Annotated in this window: 19 protein-coding genes and 1 tRNA gene; 17 read left to right on the top strand and 3 right to left on the bottom strand. The window is 69.2% G+C overall.

The window, feature by feature from the left end:
• Positions 1–58: 58 nt before the first annotated feature.
• Complete coding sequence (locus KIH31_RS06240) at positions 59–400, top strand: hypothetical protein (RefSeq protein ID WP_214426194.1); 342 nt, start codon at positions 59–61, stop codon at positions 398–400.
• 13 nt (positions 401–413) lie between these two features.
• On the opposite strand, the gene KIH31_RS06235 is transcribed toward KIH31_RS06240, so the two are convergent.
• A complete protein-coding gene (locus KIH31_RS06235; protein WP_307857559.1) occupies positions 414–1127 on the bottom strand; it encodes a response regulator in 714 nt (237 codons plus the stop codon).
• The gene (locus KIH31_RS06230; RefSeq protein ID WP_214426193.1) at positions 1124–2746 is read right to left on the bottom strand and encodes a sensor histidine kinase; all 1623 of its coding nucleotides are present in this window, start codon (positions 2744–2746) and stop codon (positions 1124–1126) included. The genes KIH31_RS06235 and KIH31_RS06230 overlap by 4 nt, the downstream gene beginning before the upstream one ends.
• 162 nt (positions 2747–2908) lie before the next feature.
• Here KIH31_RS06230 and KIH31_RS06225 point away from each other — a divergent pair, with 162 nt between their 5' ends.
• The 16 genes from KIH31_RS06225 (at position 2909) to KIH31_RS06150 (ending at position 16677) form a co-directional block, all read left to right on the top strand.
• Positions 2909–4270 carry a cation:dicarboxylate symporter family transporter gene (locus KIH31_RS06225; protein ID WP_214426192.1) on the top strand — a complete coding sequence of 454 codons (1362 nt, stop codon included), beginning with the start codon at positions 2909–2911 and terminating at the stop codon, positions 4268–4270.
• A 234-nt stretch (positions 4271–4504) separates the two neighbouring features.
• The gene (locus KIH31_RS06220; RefSeq protein ID WP_214426191.1) at positions 4505–5404 is read left to right on the top strand and encodes a ParA family protein; all 900 of its coding nucleotides are present in this window, start codon (positions 4505–4507) and stop codon (positions 5402–5404) included.
• Complete coding sequence (locus tag KIH31_RS06215) at positions 5391–6314, top strand: ScpA family protein (RefSeq protein WP_214426190.1); 924 nt, start codon at positions 5391–5393, stop codon at positions 6312–6314. Before KIH31_RS06220 ends, KIH31_RS06215 begins: the two co-directional genes overlap by 14 nt.
• Positions 6298–6936: an SMC-Scp complex subunit ScpB gene (scpB, locus tag KIH31_RS06210; protein ID WP_214426189.1), complete on the top strand. Its 639-nt coding sequence runs from the start codon at positions 6298–6300 to the stop codon at positions 6934–6936. The genes KIH31_RS06215 and scpB overlap by 17 nt, the downstream gene beginning before the upstream one ends.
• 36 nt (positions 6937–6972) lie before the next feature.
• Entirely contained in the window at positions 6973–8028 is a 1056-nt protein-coding gene (locus tag KIH31_RS06205) for a pseudouridine synthase (protein ID WP_214426188.1), read from the top strand.
• 3 nt (positions 8029–8031) lie between these two features.
• Positions 8032–9123 (top strand): prephenate dehydrogenase, encoded by a 1092-nt coding sequence (locus KIH31_RS06200; protein WP_214426187.1) that lies wholly within the window; start codon positions 8032–8034, stop codon positions 9121–9123.
• On the top strand, positions 9123–9854 hold the full coding sequence (gene cmk, locus KIH31_RS06195) for a (d)CMP kinase (protein ID WP_214426186.1): 732 nt from the start codon (positions 9123–9125) through the stop codon (positions 9852–9854). The genes KIH31_RS06200 and cmk overlap by 1 nt, the downstream gene beginning before the upstream one ends.
• On the top strand, positions 9847–10557 hold the full coding sequence (locus KIH31_RS06190) for a 1-acyl-sn-glycerol-3-phosphate acyltransferase (protein WP_214426185.1): 711 nt from the start codon (positions 9847–9849) through the stop codon (positions 10555–10557). The genes cmk and KIH31_RS06190 overlap by 8 nt, the downstream gene beginning before the upstream one ends.
• Complete coding sequence (gene der / locus KIH31_RS06185; RefSeq protein ID WP_214426184.1) at positions 10554–12098, top strand: ribosome biogenesis GTPase Der; 1545 nt, start codon at positions 10554–10556, stop codon at positions 12096–12098. Before KIH31_RS06190 ends, der begins: the two co-directional genes overlap by 4 nt.
• A gap of 110 nt (positions 12099–12208) precedes the next feature.
• A tRNA-Pro gene (locus KIH31_RS06180) sits at positions 12209–12285 on the top strand.
• Between the two features lie 125 nt (positions 12286–12410).
• Complete coding sequence (locus KIH31_RS06175) at positions 12411–13508, top strand: sorbosone dehydrogenase family protein (RefSeq protein WP_250545503.1); 1098 nt, start codon at positions 12411–12413, stop codon at positions 13506–13508.
• 106 nt (positions 13509–13614) lie between these two features.
• Positions 13615–14001, top strand: coding sequence for a glycine cleavage system protein GcvH (gene gcvH, locus KIH31_RS06170; RefSeq protein WP_214426183.1), 387 nt, complete (start codon positions 13615–13617; stop codon positions 13999–14001).
• A 60-nt stretch (positions 14002–14061) separates the two neighbouring features.
• Entirely contained in the window at positions 14062–14547 is a 486-nt protein-coding gene (locus KIH31_RS06165) for an FHA domain-containing protein (RefSeq protein WP_214426182.1), read from the top strand.
• 137 nt (positions 14548–14684) lie between these two features.
• Entirely contained in the window at positions 14685–15320 is a 636-nt protein-coding gene (locus KIH31_RS06160) for a MerR family transcriptional regulator (protein WP_374224852.1), read from the top strand.
• A 33-nt stretch (positions 15321–15353) separates the two neighbouring features.
• Positions 15354–15854 (top strand): bifunctional nuclease family protein, encoded by a 501-nt coding sequence (locus KIH31_RS06155; RefSeq protein WP_214426180.1) that lies wholly within the window; start codon positions 15354–15356, stop codon positions 15852–15854.
• 241 nt (positions 15855–16095) lie between these two features.
• Positions 16096–16677, top strand: coding sequence for a MerR family transcriptional regulator (locus KIH31_RS06150; RefSeq protein ID WP_214426179.1), 582 nt, complete (start codon positions 16096–16098; stop codon positions 16675–16677).
• Positions 16678–16788: 111 nt separating this feature from the next.
• Here KIH31_RS06150 and KIH31_RS06145 read toward each other — a convergent pair whose 3' ends face one another.
• Positions 16789–17604: a ParA family protein gene (locus KIH31_RS06145; RefSeq protein WP_214426178.1), complete on the bottom strand. Its 816-nt coding sequence runs from the start codon at positions 17602–17604 to the stop codon at positions 16789–16791.
• Between the last annotated feature and the right edge of the window lie 117 nt (positions 17605–17721).

Below are 17721 nucleotides of genomic sequence, written 5' to 3'. Positions count from 1 at the left end.
GGGGACGCCGGCGCGGCGCCGCTGGCCCGCGCCGGAGCTGCCGCCGAAGCAGGCGGCCATGGCCTTTGCCGCCGGAGCGCTCGGTGCCATGGCGGTAGGGGCGTTGGCGATGGGGGCCGTCGCCATCGGCAGGCTTGTCATTGGCAGGGCAGTGTTCGGGAAACTGCGGATCGGCCGGCTGGAAATCGACCAGCTCGTGCTTCACCGCCACCCGGCCGCCTATGCGGGCATGCACCCCCGTCATCACCCCGGCCATCACCCGGGCAAGCACCACCGGGGCCACCCCGCAGCCATGCATCACGGACCGTGCCCGGGAGGCGCGCACCACGGGGGCCGGCGCGGCATGCCCGGCCAGTGCCGCCGCGGCCCGGTGGCGGGAACGAAGCAGGGTACCCCTTAGCGGGGCGGCCGCCTTAGCGCAGCCAGCTGTATTCGTTCTCCGGCCTGCCGGGCGTGCCGTAGCGCGGGGCCCTGCGTGCCCGGCCCGCGTCGGCGAGGTACTCCAGGTACCGCCGGGCGGTCACACGCGACATCCCCAGGTCCAGGACCACTTCACTGGCTGAGACCGGGCCTCCGCGTGCCTTCAGCAGCTCGATCACGGACTGCAGGGTGTCCTCGGCCAGCCCCTTCGGCAGCACCGGCTCACCAGGGGTGCGCAGCTGCGCGAGGGCCAGATCCACATCGCTCTGCGAGGTCACGTTCGGCTGGCTCTCCAGCGCCCGCCGGAACTCCAGATAGTTCCCCAGCTTCTCCGCGAACGTGGCGAACGTGAACGGCTTGATCAGGTACTGCACGATCCCGGTGGAAATGGCGCTGCGCACCACCTGCAGTTCGCGCACGGCCGTGATGGCAATGATGTCGGTGCCAAGCCCGGCGGAACGGATCCTGCGGCTGACGTCCAGGCCATGCAGGTCCGGCAGGTTCATGTCCAGCAGCACCAGGTCCACGGGCGAGCCGGCCGCGGACGCATCCCCGAGCTGTCGCAGCGCGTCCTGCCCGGTGCGCGCCACCCCTGCCAGGTCGAAGCCGTCGACGCGGCGCACATATTCGGAATGGGCGGCCGCAGCGATCTCCTCGTCCTCGACGACGAGGACACGGATCCCCGGCGTCTGTGCCTGTGGATTCACTGCCTCCCGCTTTCCTTGGTCTCCGGCCCCAACGGTACCGTCACGGTGAACACGGCGCCCTTGCGCTTTCCGATCTGCAGCGTACCGCCGAGCCTGTCCACGGCCTGGCGCACCAGGGCCAGGCCGATGCCGCGGCCGAATTCGCCCGGCTCCTTGGTGGAATAGCCGCGCTCGATCACGCGCCGGGCCTCCTCCTCGTCGATGCCGGGCCCGCTGTCCGCGACCTCGATGACAGCGTGGCTGGCGCTGACGCGGAGGGTGACGTCGACCTGCCGCGGTGCGTCCGCGCCCGCTGCGGCGTCGAGGGCGTTGTCCACGAGGTTGCCCACAATGGTCACCAGGTCATGCGGGTCCAGCTGCGGGCCCTCCAGCTCGCCCTCAGTGCTGATGGCCAGGGCGATCCCGCGCTCGTTGGCCTGCGCCGCCTTGCCCATCAGCAGGGCGGCGAGCACCGGTTCGTGGACCGAGCCGACCACCTCGTCGGCAAGCTGCTGGCTGTGGTGCAGGTCCTCGGCGGCGAAATCGAGGGCCTCGGCGCTGCGGCCCAGTTCGAGCAGCGACACGATGGTATGCATCCTGTTGGAGTGCTCGTGGGTCTGCGAGCGCAGCGCGTCCGAAAGCGTGCGCATGGACTGCAGTTCGCCGCTGAGCGCCTCCAGTTCGGTGTGGTCGCGCAGGGTGGTCACCGTGCCCAACGGCTGCGCGCGCCGGCCTTGCGGTTCCCCGGGCGGACGGGCGGGTTCCTGGTTCACGACGAGCACGCGGGAGTCCGTCAGATGGATTTCGTCCCGGGCTGAACGGCCGCTCGCGAGCAGGTCTGCCAGGGACGCCGGCAGCTGCAGGTCCTTCAGACTGGGGGTACCGGTGGTCCGCGGCGGGATGGCCAGCAGCGCCGCGGCCTGGTCGTTGTAGAGGACCACCTCGCCCTTGCGGTCCACCAGCAGCAGCCCCTCGCGCACCGAATGCAGCACCGAATCGTAGAACGCGAACAGCTGGCCGAGCTGCTCCGGACCCCAGCCCAGCGTGACCCGTCGCAGGTACCGGCCCAGCAGCCAGGACACCAGGGAGCCGCCGGCCAGCAGGGCCAGTGCGACGCCGAAGATGGCCGGCAGCCGGGCGTTCAGGGCTACCGACACGTTGGTGACGGTGACCCCGGCGGCCACCATTGCCCGCACCTTGCCGGTGCCGTCCGCGACGGGGACGATTGCGCGCACGGACGGGCCAAGGGTGCCCGCGTAGATTTCGGTGAACGGCCGGCCCTGCAGCGCCTGGTCGACCGAGCCGATGTAGGGCTTGCCGATCTCGTCCGGATTCGGGTGCGTCCAACGGGTGCGGTCCGGTGCCATGATCGTGATGAAGTCGATCCCGGCGTCCTGCATGACCTTCCGCGCATAGGGCTGCAGCCTGCTGCTTGGGTCCGGCCCGGTCGCCGCCGTGAGCACCAGCGGATTGTCCGCGATGGATGTCGCGACGGCGAGCATTCTGTCCTGGGCCTGATGGTAGGTCTTGTCCCGCACATCCAGGTAGACCGCCGTCGCCACCAGTCCGGTCATCACGAACAGGAAGAGCAGCTGGCCGACGAACAGCCGGCGGGCGAGGCTCCAGTGACGTCCTGGCATGCGCAGCCTTTCGGCGGTCGGGCCCGCGGAGAGCGGACGGGGGACTGTGAACAATATGAACGCAAGGGTGACCACAGTCACATTGGGGGGAAGTGTAGTGGGCAGAGGAGCAGGCGCTGACGCCGGCATCCCCGCACCCAAGCCTAGTCAAAGGAGAACGCCGTGGCATCGACGCCAACGGAGACCGCCGTCGCACCCCGCCGGAAACGGGACACCACCCATCTGCTGTACATAGCCGTGATCGTCGCCGTCGTGGCCGGCGCCCTCGTGGGCCTGCTGGCCCCGGATTTCGCCAAGGGGCTCAAGCCGCTCGGTGACGGGTTCGTGGCCCTGATCAAAATGATGATCGCCCCGGTGATCTTCTGCACCATCGTCCTCGGCATCGGCTCCATCGCGAAGGCGGCGACCGTTGGCCGCGTGGGCGGCCTGGCGCTGGGCTACTTCATCGTGATGTCCACCTTCGCGCTCGCCATCGGCCTCGTGGTCGGCAACATCGTCCACCCCGGTGAAGGCCTGAACCTCAAGAACGCCACCTACGCCGCGCCCGCCGAATCGGCCAGCACCCAGGAGTTCCTGCTCGGCATCATCCCCACCACGCTGGTGTCCTCGCTGACCTCCGGCAACATCCTGCAGACCCTGCTGGTGGCCCTGGTCGCCGGCTTCGCGCTGCAGAAGATGGGCAAGGCGGGCGTGCCGATCCTGCGCGGCATCGGCCACATCCAGGCGCTGGTCTTCCGCATCCTGATCATGGTCATGTGGCTCGCCCCGATCGGCGCCTTCGGTGCCATCGCCGCCGTCGTCGGCGCCACCGGCTTCAAAGCGATCGTGAGCATGTTCACGCTGATGGCTGCGTTCTACATCGCCTGCATCATTTTCATCGTGGTGATCCTCGGAGGCCTGCTGAAGGCCGTGACCGGCGTGAACATCTTCAAGCTGATGAAGTACCTGGCCCGCGAATACCTGCTCATCTTCTCCACCTCGTCCTCCGAAGCAGCGCTGCCCCGCCTGATCGCGAAGATGGAGCACCTCGGTGTGTCCAAGCCCGTCGTCGGCGTCACCGTGCCCACCGGCTACTCCTTCAACCTGGACGGCACCGCCATCTACCTGACGATGGCCGCCCTGTTCGTGGCCAGCGCCATGGGCAAGCCGCTGGACTTCGGCGAGCAGATCTCCCTGTTGGTGTTCATGGTCATCGCCTCCAAGGGCGCTGCCGGGGTCAGCGGCGCCGGGCTGGCCACCTTGGCCGGCGGCCTGCAGGCGCACCGGCCGGACCTGGTCGGCGGCGTGGCGTTCATCGTCGGCATCGACCGTTTCATGTCCGAGGCGCGCGCCCTGACCAACTTCACCGGCAACGCCGTCGCCACGGTCCTGGTCGGCACCTGGGTCAAGGAGATCGACCGCGCCCAGGTGGACCGGGTGCTTGACGGGCACGCCCCGTTCGACGAAGCGACGATGACCACGCATGCGGAGCTGTCCGAGGCGGCGGAAGCCCGCGTGGAGGCGCCGGTGGCGGCCCGGGTCTGACCTTCTCCGGACACGCCCCGGGACACGCCCCGGGACAGGATCCGGGACGGAGGCCGCGGTGGACCAGTACGGTTCGCCGCGGCCTCCGCCGTCTTCCGGAACAAGCCCAACCTTCCACTTCAACTAGAAGCTCAAGGCTCAGTTCGAGGATTTGTCAAGGTCCGGCAAATCACGAGTTGGCCACTGTAGCCTTGGAAACAAGAACGTCGGCGGACCGAAAGTGTGGATAGATACGTGACTAGCGATCAGAGTTCAGCAACTCTGGAAGGTACGTCCCTGGATGTGGACGACGCCGTCCTGGGCCCCACGGGCCGTCCCGTGACCGAATTTCCGGAACCTGCACCGCTGGCGTCGCACGGTCCTGCCCGCGTCATCGCCATGGTCAACCAGAAGGGCGGCGTCGGAAAGACGACGTCGACCATCAACCTTGGCGCCGCGCTCGCCGAAGCGGGCCGCCGGGTGCTGCTGGTGGACTTCGACCCGCAGGGCGCGCTCTCCGCGGGACTGGGCACGAACCCGCACGAGCTGGACGTGACCGTCTACAACGTGCTGATGGACCGCCGGGTGGACGTGCGCGACGCCATCCGTTCCACCGAGATCGAAAACATCGACATCCTGCCCGCCAACATCGACCTCTCCGCCGCCGAGGTCCAGCTGGTCAACGAGGTCGCCCGCGAACAGGTCCTGGACCGGGCGCTGCGGAAGGTCGAGGACGACTACGACGTCATCCTCATTGACTGCCAGCCCTCGCTTGGCCTGCTCACCGTGAATGCCCTGACCGCGGCGCACGGCGTCATCATTCCGCTCATCTGCGAATTTTTCGCCCTCCGCGCGGTTGCCCTGCTGGTCGAGACCATCGAGAAGGTCCAGGACCGGCTCAACCCGCGCCTCCAGGTCGACGGCGTGCTCGCCACCATGTACGACGCGCGGACCCTGCACAGCCGCGAGGTCATCGGCCGGCTGGTGGAAGCCTTCGGCGACAAGGTCTTCGAGACCGTGATCAAGCGAACCATCAAGTTCGCTGACGCCACCGTCGCCGCGGAGCCCATCACCACGTACGCCGGCAACCATGCAGGCGCCGAGGCCTACCGCCGGCTGGCCAAAGAGCTGATCGCCCGCGGTGGCGCTCCCTGACGCCCTTCCCGCTGCGGTCACTGCGGACTCCGACGCGGCAGCGGCGCCGGAAGCGGCTCCGGCGCGGGCCGGCTTCGAAGTGCGGCTGGAGAATTTCACCGGCCCGTTCGATTTGCTGCTGGGACTGATCTCCAAGCACGAACTCGACATCACCGAAGTTTCACTTGCGCAGGTGAGCGGGGAGTTCATCTCCTACATCCGCGGCCTGCAGCAGCTGGGCCAGGAATGGGCCCTCGACGAGGCGAGCGAATTCCTCGTCATCGCCGCCACCTTGCTGGACCTGAAGGCCGCGCGCCTGCTCCCGAGCGGCGAGGTTGAGAACGATGAGGACATCGCGCTGCTGGAGGCGCGGGACCTGCTCTTCGCCCGGCTGCTGCAGTACCGGGCGTTCAAAGAGGTGTCGGGCATCATGGCCCGGCGGCTGGAGCAGGAAGCCACGCGGTTCCCGCGCCTGGTCAGCCTCGAGGGCCATTTCGCGGCGCTGCTGCCCGAACTCGTGTGGCGGCACACACCGGAGCAGTTTGCCGAACTGGCCGCCAAGGCGCTGCAGCCGCGGGAACCTGCGCCTACGGAGGTCGGGCTGGCCCATCTGCACGCCCCGCCGGTCAGCGTGAAGGAACAGGCCGAAATCATCGGCAACCGGCTCCAGCAGGGCAGGCCGCTCTCCTTCCGGGCGCTGATCAGCGACGCCGACGGCACGCTTGTGGTGGTGGCGCGCTTCCTGGCCCTGCTGGAGATGTTCCGCGACGGCGTCATCGCCTTCGACCAACTGGCCCCGCTGGCCGAACTGACCGTGCACTGGACCGGCCCGGACGCGGACTGGAGCAGCGAGAGCCTCAGCGAAGAGTATGACGACGGACCGGCCGCGGCGCCGGCAGGGGAGGACACACAGCATGAGCGCGCAGACTGAGCCGGAGGGCCCTCCGGAGGAACCTTCGGCGGATACCGGAGTGGAAGGGCTGCCGGGCGGGGCCGCCGCGGCCTTGGAAGCGGTGCTGATGGTGGTGGACGAACCTGTCACCGCAATCCAGCTCGCCACGACGCTGATGCTCCCGGTGGGTCGGGTGGAGGAACTGCTGCTGGAGCTCGCCCGGGAGTACGACGGGTATACTAATTGGGGCCCGGTGCGGCCCCGGGGCTTTGAGCTGCGCAGTGTCGCCGGGGGCTGGCGGTTCTATTCGCGCACCGACTTCGCCCCCGTCGTCTCCAGTTTCGTGCTGGAAGGCCAGACGGCGAGGCTGACCCAGGCGGCCATGGAGACGCTGGCCGTGATCGCCTACCGGCAGCCGGTGTCGCGGGCGAGGGTCTCGGCGATCCGGGGAGTCAATGTCGACTCGGTGGTCCGTACGCTCACGCAGCGGGCCCTGATCGAGGAGGCCGGCCACGATCCGGAGTCGGGAGCCATCCTGTACCGGACGACGTCGTATTTCCTCGAGCGGCTGGGCATCGGCACCGTCGAGGAACTGCCGAAACTTGCCCCGCACCTGCCGGGGCTGGAAAACCTCGGAGATTTTGAAGAGGCTAGTTACTAGGCGCAGACAGATGCGCAACAACCGAAGGACGGGGCAATGACACAGGCGGGACGCCAGGGTTCACCACGCAACAACGGAGGCAGGAAGCCGGCGGGCGCCGGCAAGGGCGGCTTCGGCAAGGCGTCCGGGGGCAAGCCCGGCTCGGCCAAGCCGGCCGCAGCGAACGCCGGCAAGGGCGGCTTCGGCAAGTCGGGCACCGGAAAACCGGCCGGCAAGTCCGGTGCCGGCAAGGGCGCCAAGGCGGCCAGGGCCAAGGGTCCTGCTCCCTTCGGCCGCGAACGTTTCGGCCAGAACCTCGGGCCGGTCAAGAAGGCGGCTCCGCCGCGCCGCGGCCAGCGCCCGGCCGCCCAGTCGCCGCTGCACGACGCAGAAGGGGTGCGGCTCCAGAAGGTGCTGGCCTCGGCCGGCGTCGCCTCCCGCCGTGTCTGCGAGGACATGATCAGGGAAGGCCGCGTCGAGGTGGACGGCCAGGTCGTCACCGAGCTTGGCCTGCGGGTGGATCCGAAGAGCGCCGTGATCCACGTGGACGGCATCCGGATCCAGCTCGACGAGACCCTCGTCTACTACGTCTTCAACAAGCCCAAGGGCGTGGTCTCCACCATGGAGGACCCCGAAGGCCGCCCGTGCATCCGGGATTACCTCAAGAACAAGGGCGAGCGGCTCTTCCACGTGGGCCGGCTGGACGTCGCAACCGAAGGGCTGCTGCTGCTGACCAACGACGGCGAACTCGCAAACCGCCTGACCCACCCCTCGTACGAGGTTCCCAAGACGTATCTTGTCCAGGTCCGAGGCCCGATGGCGTACGGTGTCGGAGCCCAGATGAAGGCGGGCATCGAACTCGAGGACGGCATCGCCGCGGTGGATTCCTTCCGGCTGGTCGATTCGACGCCGGGCCACGTGCTCGCCGAGGTCGTGCTGCATTCGGGCAAGAACCGGATCGTGCGCCGCCTCTTCGACGCCGTCGGCCACCCTGTGGAGCGGCTGGTCCGGGTGAAGGTCGGCCCCATCGCCCTCGGCGACCAGCGCCAGGGGAGCGTGCGCGCGCTCGGCCGGCAGGAGATCGGCCATCTGCTCGCCTCGGTCGGGATGTAACCGATGAACCCGTCCCACCTCGCCGGGCCCGTGCTGGTCCTGGGCACCGGACTGCTCGGCGCCAGCATCGGCCTCGGCCTGCGCTCCCGCGGGCTTGATGTCGTCCTCTCGGATCCGTCACCCTCCGCGCAGGCGGTCGCGGCGGACATCGGCGCAGGGCGACTGCTCGACGAGGCCGAAGCACTGCAGCCGGAGCTCGTGGTCGTCGCCGCGCCGCCGGATGTCGCCGCCCGTGTCGTGGCCGGCGCCCTGCGGGATTACCCGTCCGCCGTCGTCGTCGACGTTGCCAGCGTGAAAGTGGCGGTGCTCGAGGAGCTGCGCGGCGCCGGCGCCGACCTGAGCCGCTACGTCGGCACCCATCCGATGGCGGGCCGTGAACGCTCCGGCCCGGTGGCCGCCCGCGGCGAGCTCTTCCTCTCCATGCCCTGGGTCATCTGCCCGTCGGAGGAGAGCGGGCCGGCCGCGGTCAAGGCCGCCCAGGCGCTGGCGATCGATCTGGGGGCGGTCGTGACGCGCTTCAGCCCCGAGGAGCATGACACCGCCGTGGCCCTGGTGTCCCACCTGCCGCAGGTGATGTCCTCACTGCTGGCCAGCCGCCTGCAGGACACCCCGCTGCACGCCCTCTCGCTCGCCGGGAACGGCCTGCGCGACGTCACCCGGATCGCGGCCAGCGACCCGGGGTTGTGGGTGCAGATCCTCAGCGCGAACGCCTCGCGGCTGGTGGAGCTGCTGTACGGCGTGCGCGAGGACCTGAACCGCCTGATCCGCACCCTGGAGCATCCGGACGCAAAGGGCGCCCGGCTGGACATGGCCCAGCTGATCAGCGAAGGCAATGCCGGGCAGGCCCGCATCCCGGGCAAGCACGGCGGTCCGCCGCAGGCCTACGCGTGGCTGACCGTTTTGGTCGAGGACAAGCCTGGCCAGATCGCCAGGCTGCTGACGGAGATCGGAGAAATCGGAGTGAACCTTGAGGACCTGCGGCTGGACCATTCCGCCGGCCGGGAAGTCGGCATGGTGGAACTGTCCGTGGTGCCGAGCAAGAAAGCCGGTCTGATCGAGGCCCTGGCCGACCGCGGCTGGCAGGTGCTGCTCTGATGACCATCGTTTTCCGACAGGGCAGAAGCCTCGTGCTGGCCATCGACGGACCGTCCGGCTCAGGCAAGTCCAGCGTGAGCCGCGAGGTGGCCCGCCGGACGGGCCTGGCCTACCTCGACACCGGCGCCATGTACCGGGCCTTGACCTGGTACTGCCTTGACCGCGGAATCGACCTGGCCGATGCGTCCGCGGTCGAATTGGCGGCCGAGACGCTGCCGCTGGAGATTTCCACCAGCCCTGACTCCGAGCGCGTCGCGGTCGACGGCACCGACGTCACCGCGCAGATCCGCGAGCCGGGGATCTCCGCCGCCGTCAGCGCCATCGCCACCACCCTCGGGGCGCGGGCCGAGCTGGTGCGCCGGCAGAAGCAGCTGATCAACGACCTGCACCGCCGGATCGTCGTCGAGGGCCGCGACATCACCACCGTCGTTGCCCCCGACGCCGAGGTTCGCCTGCTGCTCACCGCCAGCGAAGAGGCCCGGATGCGCCGCCGCGGCGACCAGCTGGGCGGGACCCAGACCCGTGAACAGCTCGCCGAGCAGGTGCTGGCCCGCGACGCCAAGGACGCTACCGTGGTGGACTTCCACCGGGCCGCCGACGGCGTCATCACGATCGATTCGTCCGAGCTCGACTTCGAGCAGACCGTCGGGGGAGTGCTGGACGCCGTCGAATCCGTCGTCGGCGCCGGCGTGCGCGACCCCGAACCCGCCGGCGGGGCCACCCATGGCTGAGCTCCCCTCGGTTCTGGGACCGCTGTGGGGGCGGCCGGTCGGCCGGGTGCTGGACCACGTCCTCTACAACACCCGTGTCTCGGGTGCAGCCAATGTGCCCGCCACCGGACCGGTGATCTTCGCGGCGAACCACCTGAGCTACCTCGACGGCCCGGTGATGGTCGGCGCTGCGCCGCGGCACATGCACGTGCTTGTGAAGCAGGAGATGTTCAAGGGTGTCCTCGGCGCCGTCCTGCGCGCCTCAGGGCAGCTGCCCGTGGACCGGTCCGGTGACCGCCGTGCCCTGCAGCAGGCCAAGGGCCTGCTCGACGCCGGCCGCTGCATCGGCATCCTCCCGGAAGGAACCCGGGGCAGCGGCGCCGCATCCTCGGTGAACGGCGGGGTGGCGTGGCTGGCGCTGCAGTCCGGGGCCCCCGTGGTCCCGGTCGCCGTGCTCGGCACCCGGATCACCGGGGAGCACCTGGACAGCATCCCGCCGCTGCGCCGCCGGCTGCAGGTGGTCTTCGGCACACCGCTGACGATCCAGCGGGAGGCCGCCGAATCCGGCCGTGCTTCAATGGACCGGGCCGTCGAGCTGATCCGGACCACCCTCGCGGACCACGTCCGCACCGCCGTCGACACCACCGGGCAGGCGCTGCCCGGCGACGGCCCCCACGAACCTGCCGCCGCCGCGGCACCCCACAACGAAGGAAACCAACGATGAGCGAGACCCACGACGCCGGCAGCGCCGGGCACGAGGACGAGTACACGCCCGCCGAACCCGACAATGTGGACGAGGTGCTCTCCGGCATCGACGACGAGGAGGCCGAGCGCCGCGCCGCGTCGCTGCGCGCCGGCCTGGCCGAGTACGACCTCGACGAGGACGACGCCGCGCTGCTCGCCGGCATGGGCGAGGGCTTCGAGGCTGAAGGTGAAGCAAAGCTCGACCCGGTGCTGGCCATCATCGGCCGCCCGAATGTCGGCAAGTCCACCCTCGTCAACCGCATCCTCGGCCGCCGCGAAGCCGTCGTGGAGGACACGCCGGGGGTGACCCGGGACCGCGTCTCCTACGCAGCGCACTGGAACGGGCGCAACTTCACCCTGGTGGACACCGGCGGCTGGGAGCACGACGCCAAGGGCATCCACGCCCGGGTCGCGGACCAGGCCGAGATCGCCGTCGAAATGGCCGACGCCGTGCTGCTGGTCGTCGATGCGACCGTCGGAGCCACCGCCACCGACGAGGCCGTGGTGAAGATGCTCCGGCGCGCCAGGATCCCCGTGATCCTGGTCGCCAACAAGGTGGACGACATCCAGCAGGAAGCCGATGCCGCCGTGCTGTGGGGCCTGGGCTTCGGCGAGCCGTACCCGGTCTCGGCACTGCACGGCCGCGGCGTCGCGGACCTGCTCGACAAGATCATGAGCGTGCTGCCCGAGCACTCCGCCGTCGCCGGCGTGGAGCGGACCGGCGGCCCCCGCCGCGTGGCGCTGATCGGCCGGCCGAACGTGGGCAAGTCCTCGCTGCTGAACAAGCTCGCAGGCTCCGAGCGCGTCGTCGTTGACCCGCTGGCCGGCACCACCCGCGACCCGGTCGACGAATACATCGAACTCGGCGGCCGCACCTGGCGCTTCGTGGACACCGCCGGCATCCGCCGCCGCGTCCACATGCAGCAGGGCGCTGACTTCTACGCCTCGCTTCGCACGCAGGCGGCGCTGGAAAAGGCCGAGGTCGCCGTCGTGCTGCTCGCCGTGGACGAGGTGCTGAGCGAGCAGGACGTGCGCATCCTGCAGATGGCCATCGAATCCGGCCGGGCGCTGGTACTCGCCTTCAACAAGTGGGACCTGCTCGACGACGAACGCCGCCGCTACCTCGAGCGCGAGATCGAGCAGGACCTGGCGCACGTGGACTGGGCCCCGCGCGTGAACATTTCCGCCAAGACCGGCTGGCACAAGGACCGCCTCGTGCCCGCGCTGGACAAGGCCCTCGAGTCCTGGGACAAGCGCATCCCCACCGGCCGCCTCAACGCCTTCCTCGGCGAGCTGGTGGCGGCGCACCCGCACCCGGTGCGCGGCGGCAAGCAGCCCCGCATCCTGTTCGGCACCCAGGCCTCGAGCCGGCCGCCGAAGTTCGTGCTGTTCACCACCGGGTTCCTGGACCCGGGCTACCGCCGGTTCATCACCCGCCGGCTCCGGGAGACCTTCGGCTTCGAAGGCACACCGATCGAGGTCAGCATGCGTGTGCGCGAGAAGCGTTCGCGGAAGCGGTAATCCTCGGCGGCCTGGTCCGGCGAGCCGGTCCGGCGGCATGGTCCGGTGCCTGCCGATTATGCTGTAAACTCGTTGAGGTGGTTCGGCCGGGAGGAATTCCGGCTGAACATCGGGCTGTAGCGCAGCTTGGTAGCGCACTTGACTGGGGGTCAAGGGGTCGCAGGTTCAAATCCTGTCAGCCCGACCAGCAAACACCCTCGCCTTCGGGCGGGGGTGTTTTGTTTTGCCCGGGCAGGAGACCCGTTGCCGCGAGCGGCCAGCCGGGGCTAGGTTGGGGCCGTGGACCGCAGGAGGGGTCGCAGCGGTGGCCGTTTGGCGCAGGCAGCTGCCGTCGTCATGCTTGCCAGCGCCTGTACCGCCCCCGCCGTGCCCGCGCCGAGTGCGGCCTCCGCGCACGCAGGCACCGCCCCGGCCGCAACCACCGCCCCGGCGAGGGACGTCGCCACGAATCTGCAGTCCCCGTGGTCCATGGCGACCACGCCGGACGGTGCGGTGCTCGTCAGCGAACGGGACACCGGCCTGGTCAAGGAACTCACCCCCGCCGGCGGTAGCCGCGACGTCGGCCGGATCGACGGCGTCGTGCACGAGGGGGAGGGCGGCCTGCTTGGGATCGCCGTCCGGCCGCCGGAGAGCGGCACGCCGGCGCTGCTGTACGCGTTCTACACCGCCGCGGCGGACAACCGCCTGGTGAGAATGCGGCTGCGCGGATCCCCTGGCTCCTACGCCCTGGGGCCGCCGGAAACACTGCTGACCGGCATCGCGAAGGGCAGCGTCCACAACGGCGGCAGGATCGCCTTCGGCCCCGACGGCAAGCTGTACGTGACGACAGGGGAGGCAGGGCTGCGGTCTCCGGCCCAGGACCTGGCCTCGCTCAACGGCAAAATCCTCCGGCTCGACCCGGACGGGACGGTGCCAAGGGACAATCCGTTTCCGGGCAGCCCGGTGTACTCGCTGGGCCACCGCAATCCGCAGGGCATCGGCTGGGACACCCAGGGCCGGATGTGGGCCTCCGAGTTCGGGCAGAACCGGTGGGACGAGTTGAACCTGATCCGGCCCGGCGGCAACTACGGCTGGCCGGAGGTGGAAGGTATCGACACAGGCCAGTCCCGGTTCATCAACCCGGTGGCGCAGTGGCCGACGTCGGAGGCGAGCCCGAGCGGCCTCGCCATCAGCGGCACCACCGTGTTCATGGCCGCCCTGCGGGGCCAGCGGCTGTGGGTGATCCAACCCTCGGCGGACGGGAGGACCGCCAGCGTCACCGCCCGGTACACCGGCACTTTCGGCCGGCTCCGCGATGTGCGGGTGGCGCGCGGCGGCAGGCTGTGGCTGCTGACGAACAACACGGACGGCCGGGGAACACCGCGGCCGGGGGATGACAGGATCGTCGAGGTGCCGGCGGCCGGCGGCTGAGCGGGTATGCCTATACTTTCTTCCGTTGGCTGATTTGCCTGTCCGGATCCTCCGGAGGGTCTGACGCCGGCCATCACCGCTGTTCCAGATCCCGAAAGGCATCCCGATGAGCAACATTCCGGCAGAACTCTCCTACACCGCGGAGCACGAGTGGGTCAGCGCGCCGAACAGCGACGGCGTGGTCCGCGTCGGCATCACTGATTTCGCCCAGGATGCGCTCGGCGACGTCGTCTATGCCCAGCTTCCCGAAGCAGGCACCAAGGTGTCCGGCGCAGACGTGCTCGGCGAAGTCGAATCCACCAAGAGCGTGAGCGACATCTACGCCCCGCTCAGCGGCGAGGTCGTCAGCCGCAACGAGGCCCTCGACGCAGACCCGTCGCTGATCAACTCGGACCCCTACGGTGAGGGCTGGCTGCTCGAGCTGCGGCTCGAGGACGCTGCCGCCGTCAGCTCCCTGCTCAGTGCTGCCGAATACGAGCAGCAGGTAGGCTAGAGTTAGCAATTCCGCATCAGGCCCGAACGCCTGAACCGCGCTAATCGAGGAGGGGTATCCATGTCCGGGGAAGAGAACGGCGTCGTACAGCCGAATACGGCGTCTGAGCACCGGCAGGAAGCCTCGGAAACCACCTCGATCCATCTGGTGGCGATCCCGGAGATGCCCGCGTCCGCTCCGAAGCTCGGCGCCGAAGAGCGCTCCGCGGTCGAGGCCCTGCCTGCCGGTTCCGCGCTGCTGATCGCGCACTCCGGACCGAACGCGGGCGCGCGCTTCCTGCTCGACGCCGACGTGACGACGGCGGGCCGACACCCGGATGCTGACATTTTCCTCGACGACGTCACCGTCTCCCGGCGCCATGTCGAGTTCCGCCGCGCAACCGGCGGCTTCGAGGTCGTGGACACCGGCAGTCTGAACGGCACCTACGTGAACCAGGACCGGGTGGACCACCTGCTGCTGAAGTCCGGCAATGAAGTGCAGATCGGCAAGTTCCGCCTGACGTACTACCTGAGCCCGGCCCGCTCCGCGACAGCTCCGGCTTCCTAGGGGCGAAGGCTGTGTCCCTGCAGAACAACGCGCGACGCACCCTCCACGACGCTTCGACTGCCGCGGCGCGGCCGGCTGCTTCGGCCGTGCTCAATATCGGTGAAGTGCTGGCTCGGCTGACCGACGACTTCCCCTCGATGAAGGCGTCGAAAATCCGCTTCCTGGAGGAGAAGGGGCTCATCACGCCCCGGCGCACGGCGGCCGGCTACCGGCAGTATGCCGAGAGCGACGTGGAACGCCTGCGCTTCGTCCTCGCCCTCCAGCGGGACCACTACATGCCGCTGAAGGTGATCAAGGACTACCTCGACACGATCGACCGCGGAGAGCGCCCGGAAAACCTGCCCCCCGGCGTGGTGCCGGGTCCGCGCATGGTGTCGGAGGAAGTCGCGGCGAAGCTGCAGCGCCGGGGCCGGATGCTCACCGCCGAGCAGCTGCGCGCGGAGTCGGGTGCCAGCGCCGAGCTGCTGGAGTCGCTGCTGAGCTTCGGGTTGGTATCCGCCGACGAGGGACGGTTCGACGAGCATGCCCTCCGCGTGGCCAGGGCGTGCGTGCAGCTGGAAGGGCACGGCCTCGAGCCCCGGCACCTGCGGCCTTTCCAGGCGGCAGCCGAGCGCGAATTCGGCTTGGTGGAGCGGGCGGTTGCCCCCCTGGCCTCCCGCCGGGACGGTTCGTCGCAGGCACGTGCCGCGGAAGCAGCCCGTGAGATCAGTGAGCTTTGCCTGGGTCTGCACAGTGCTCTGGTGCAGGGCCGGATCGCGCGGATGGAAAGCTGAGGCTTCCGTCCTGAACTCCGAAGGGAGGCAACTGTGATTGAGCTCCAGATTGTCGGCGTGCGCATAGAGCTGCCGTCCAACCAGCCGCTGGTGCTGCTGAAGGAGGTCCACGGGGAACGGCACCTGCCCATCTGGATCGGCACCCCCGAGGCCAGCGCGATCGCGCTCGCCCAGCAAGGGATCGTTCCGCCGCGGCCGCTGACGCACGACCTGCTCTGTGATGTGGTCACCAGCCTGGGCCGCGAAATCGTGGGCGTGAACATCGTCGCGGTGACGGACAACGTCTTCTACGCCGAGCTTGTGTTCGACAACGGCGTGCGGGTCAGCTCCCGCGCGTCGGACGCCCTCGCGGTGGCACTGCGGGCCAAGTGCCCGATCCGCTGTGCGGACGAGGTGATGGACGAGGCCGGGGTGAAGATCGCCGAGCACGACGAAGGCGGGGAAGCCGCCGAACCGGCGGTCGACGAGGAGAAGGAGATGCGCCGCTTCCGCGAGTTCCTCGACGACGTCGAGCCGGAGGATTTCGAGCGCTGAACGGCCCGGTTGATAACGTTCAGGTTAAAGTTGAGGTTCAAACTTCCGACACGCCGCCCCTAAGAGGGCCGCATCTTTGACCGGGGGCCCGGGCGGCTCTACCGTTTTTGATAGAGAGTCCCATTGCATGGGTAGCCTGTTGCGGGCAGACTGAGAGTGACTTACATTGGTGGGTTTCACGTCATGTCGGTCAAAGCCGCCTCAGGGACTTCTCTGAGGAGCTACGACAAGGAGGGTTCACGTGAGTCCGAAAGGCGACGCCGGCGAGCTTAAGCACGCTGCCGCACCCCTACCGGCCAGCGCCCAGGGACTGCTGTTCACCGAGGACCTGCCGGTCCTCGATGAGGACGCAGGGTACCGGGGCCCGACGGCATGCAAGGCGGCAGGAATCACGTACCGCCAGCTGGACTACTGGGCCCGCACCGGCCTGGTCGAGCCCGCAGTGCGCGGAGCCTCCGGTTCCGGCTCCCAGCGCCTCTACAGTTTCCGTGACATCCTCGTCCTCAAGGTGGTCAAGCGCCTGCTGGACACCGGCGTCTCGCTGCAGCAGATCCGCACCGCCGTGGACCACCTGCGCGAGCGGGGGGTCGAGGACCTGGCCCAGATTACGCTCATGAGCGACGGCGCCAGCGTCTACGAGTGCACCTCGGCCGACGAGGTCATCGACCTGGTCCAGGGCGGCCAGGGCGTCTTCGGCATCGCTGTCGGACGGGTGTGGCGCGAAGTCGAAGGCAGCCTTGCCGCGTTGCCCAGCGAGCATGTGGAGGAGCAGTCCTTCCCGGACGACGAACTCAGCAAGCGCCGGGCACGAAAGATCTCCTGACGAAAGCCGGTTCCACGCCGGACCCGCGAAAAAGGCGCCGCACCCGTTGGGTGGCGGCGCCTTCGTGGTTAAGCGGCCCGGGTCAGGCGAAGGGGCCCGCGGTCCCGGGACTCACCGCTTGACGCGGTTGCGTGTCCGGCCCTTCTGCACCAGGTTGGCGAGCAGGTCGTCGAACAGTTCCGAAGCGTTCTTCGCCGCGTCGCCGGGCCACTGGTGCACCGCGTGCGCTGCGCCCTGGATCTGCTGCCAGTTGGCCTGCTCCGGAATGTGCGGCGAGAGCAGCAGGGGCCCGAACATGGACCGCATTTCAGCCAAACGGTAGGTGTGCTCGTTTGAGCCCGGCCGCACCCGGTTGGCCACAATGCCCGCCGGCACCAGGTTCGGCGCGAATTCCTGCTTGAACAGTTCGATGGCGCGCAGGGTGCGTTCCGTGCCGGCCACGGAGAACAGGCCCGGCTCGGCGACAAGCAGCACCCGGTTGCTGGCCGTCCAGGCCATCCGGGTGAGGCCGTTCAGGGAGGGAGGGCAGTCGATGAGGACAAGATCGTAGCCAGTCGCCCCGGCCAGGACCGTGCTGAGCCGCCGCAAGTCCCTGCGGCCGAGATCGGGGCGGTCGTAGATGCCCGCATAGGCCGAGCCCGCGGCGACGTCGAGGGTCTTCGTGCCGTCGCTGTCGGGGGCAGCCGCCACCCATCCGGACGGCACCACGTTTTCGGAGAGCCGGGCGCGGCGGGCGACCTTGAGCATGCGGCCAATGTCCAGCTGGCTGCCCGCGCGGACGCCGAGACCGGTGGTGGCGTCCGCATGCGGATCGAGGTCCACCACGAGTGTTCGGATACCCGCCGCGAGAGCAGCGGAGGCGAGTCCCAGAGTGACCGACGTCTTGCCGACGCCGCCTTTGAGGCTGCTGATGCTCACTACTTGCACTTGATGAACCAATACCTAACGTTGCTCGTCTTCACCACGGTGAAGCTCCCGGGACCGGGCCCCCGGTACGGACGGCCGTGGCCCGCACCTCCCCGGTGGCGCTTCGCCGGCCCGCTT

Origin of the sequence: Paenarthrobacter sp. DKR-5, assembly GCF_018531425.1 — a bacterium.
Classification (GTDB): domain Bacteria; phylum Actinomycetota; class Actinomycetes; order Actinomycetales; family Micrococcaceae; genus DKR-5.
The sequence above is the reverse complement of the archived record's forward strand: the minus strand, read 5'-3'. Positions and strand labels throughout refer to the sequence as shown.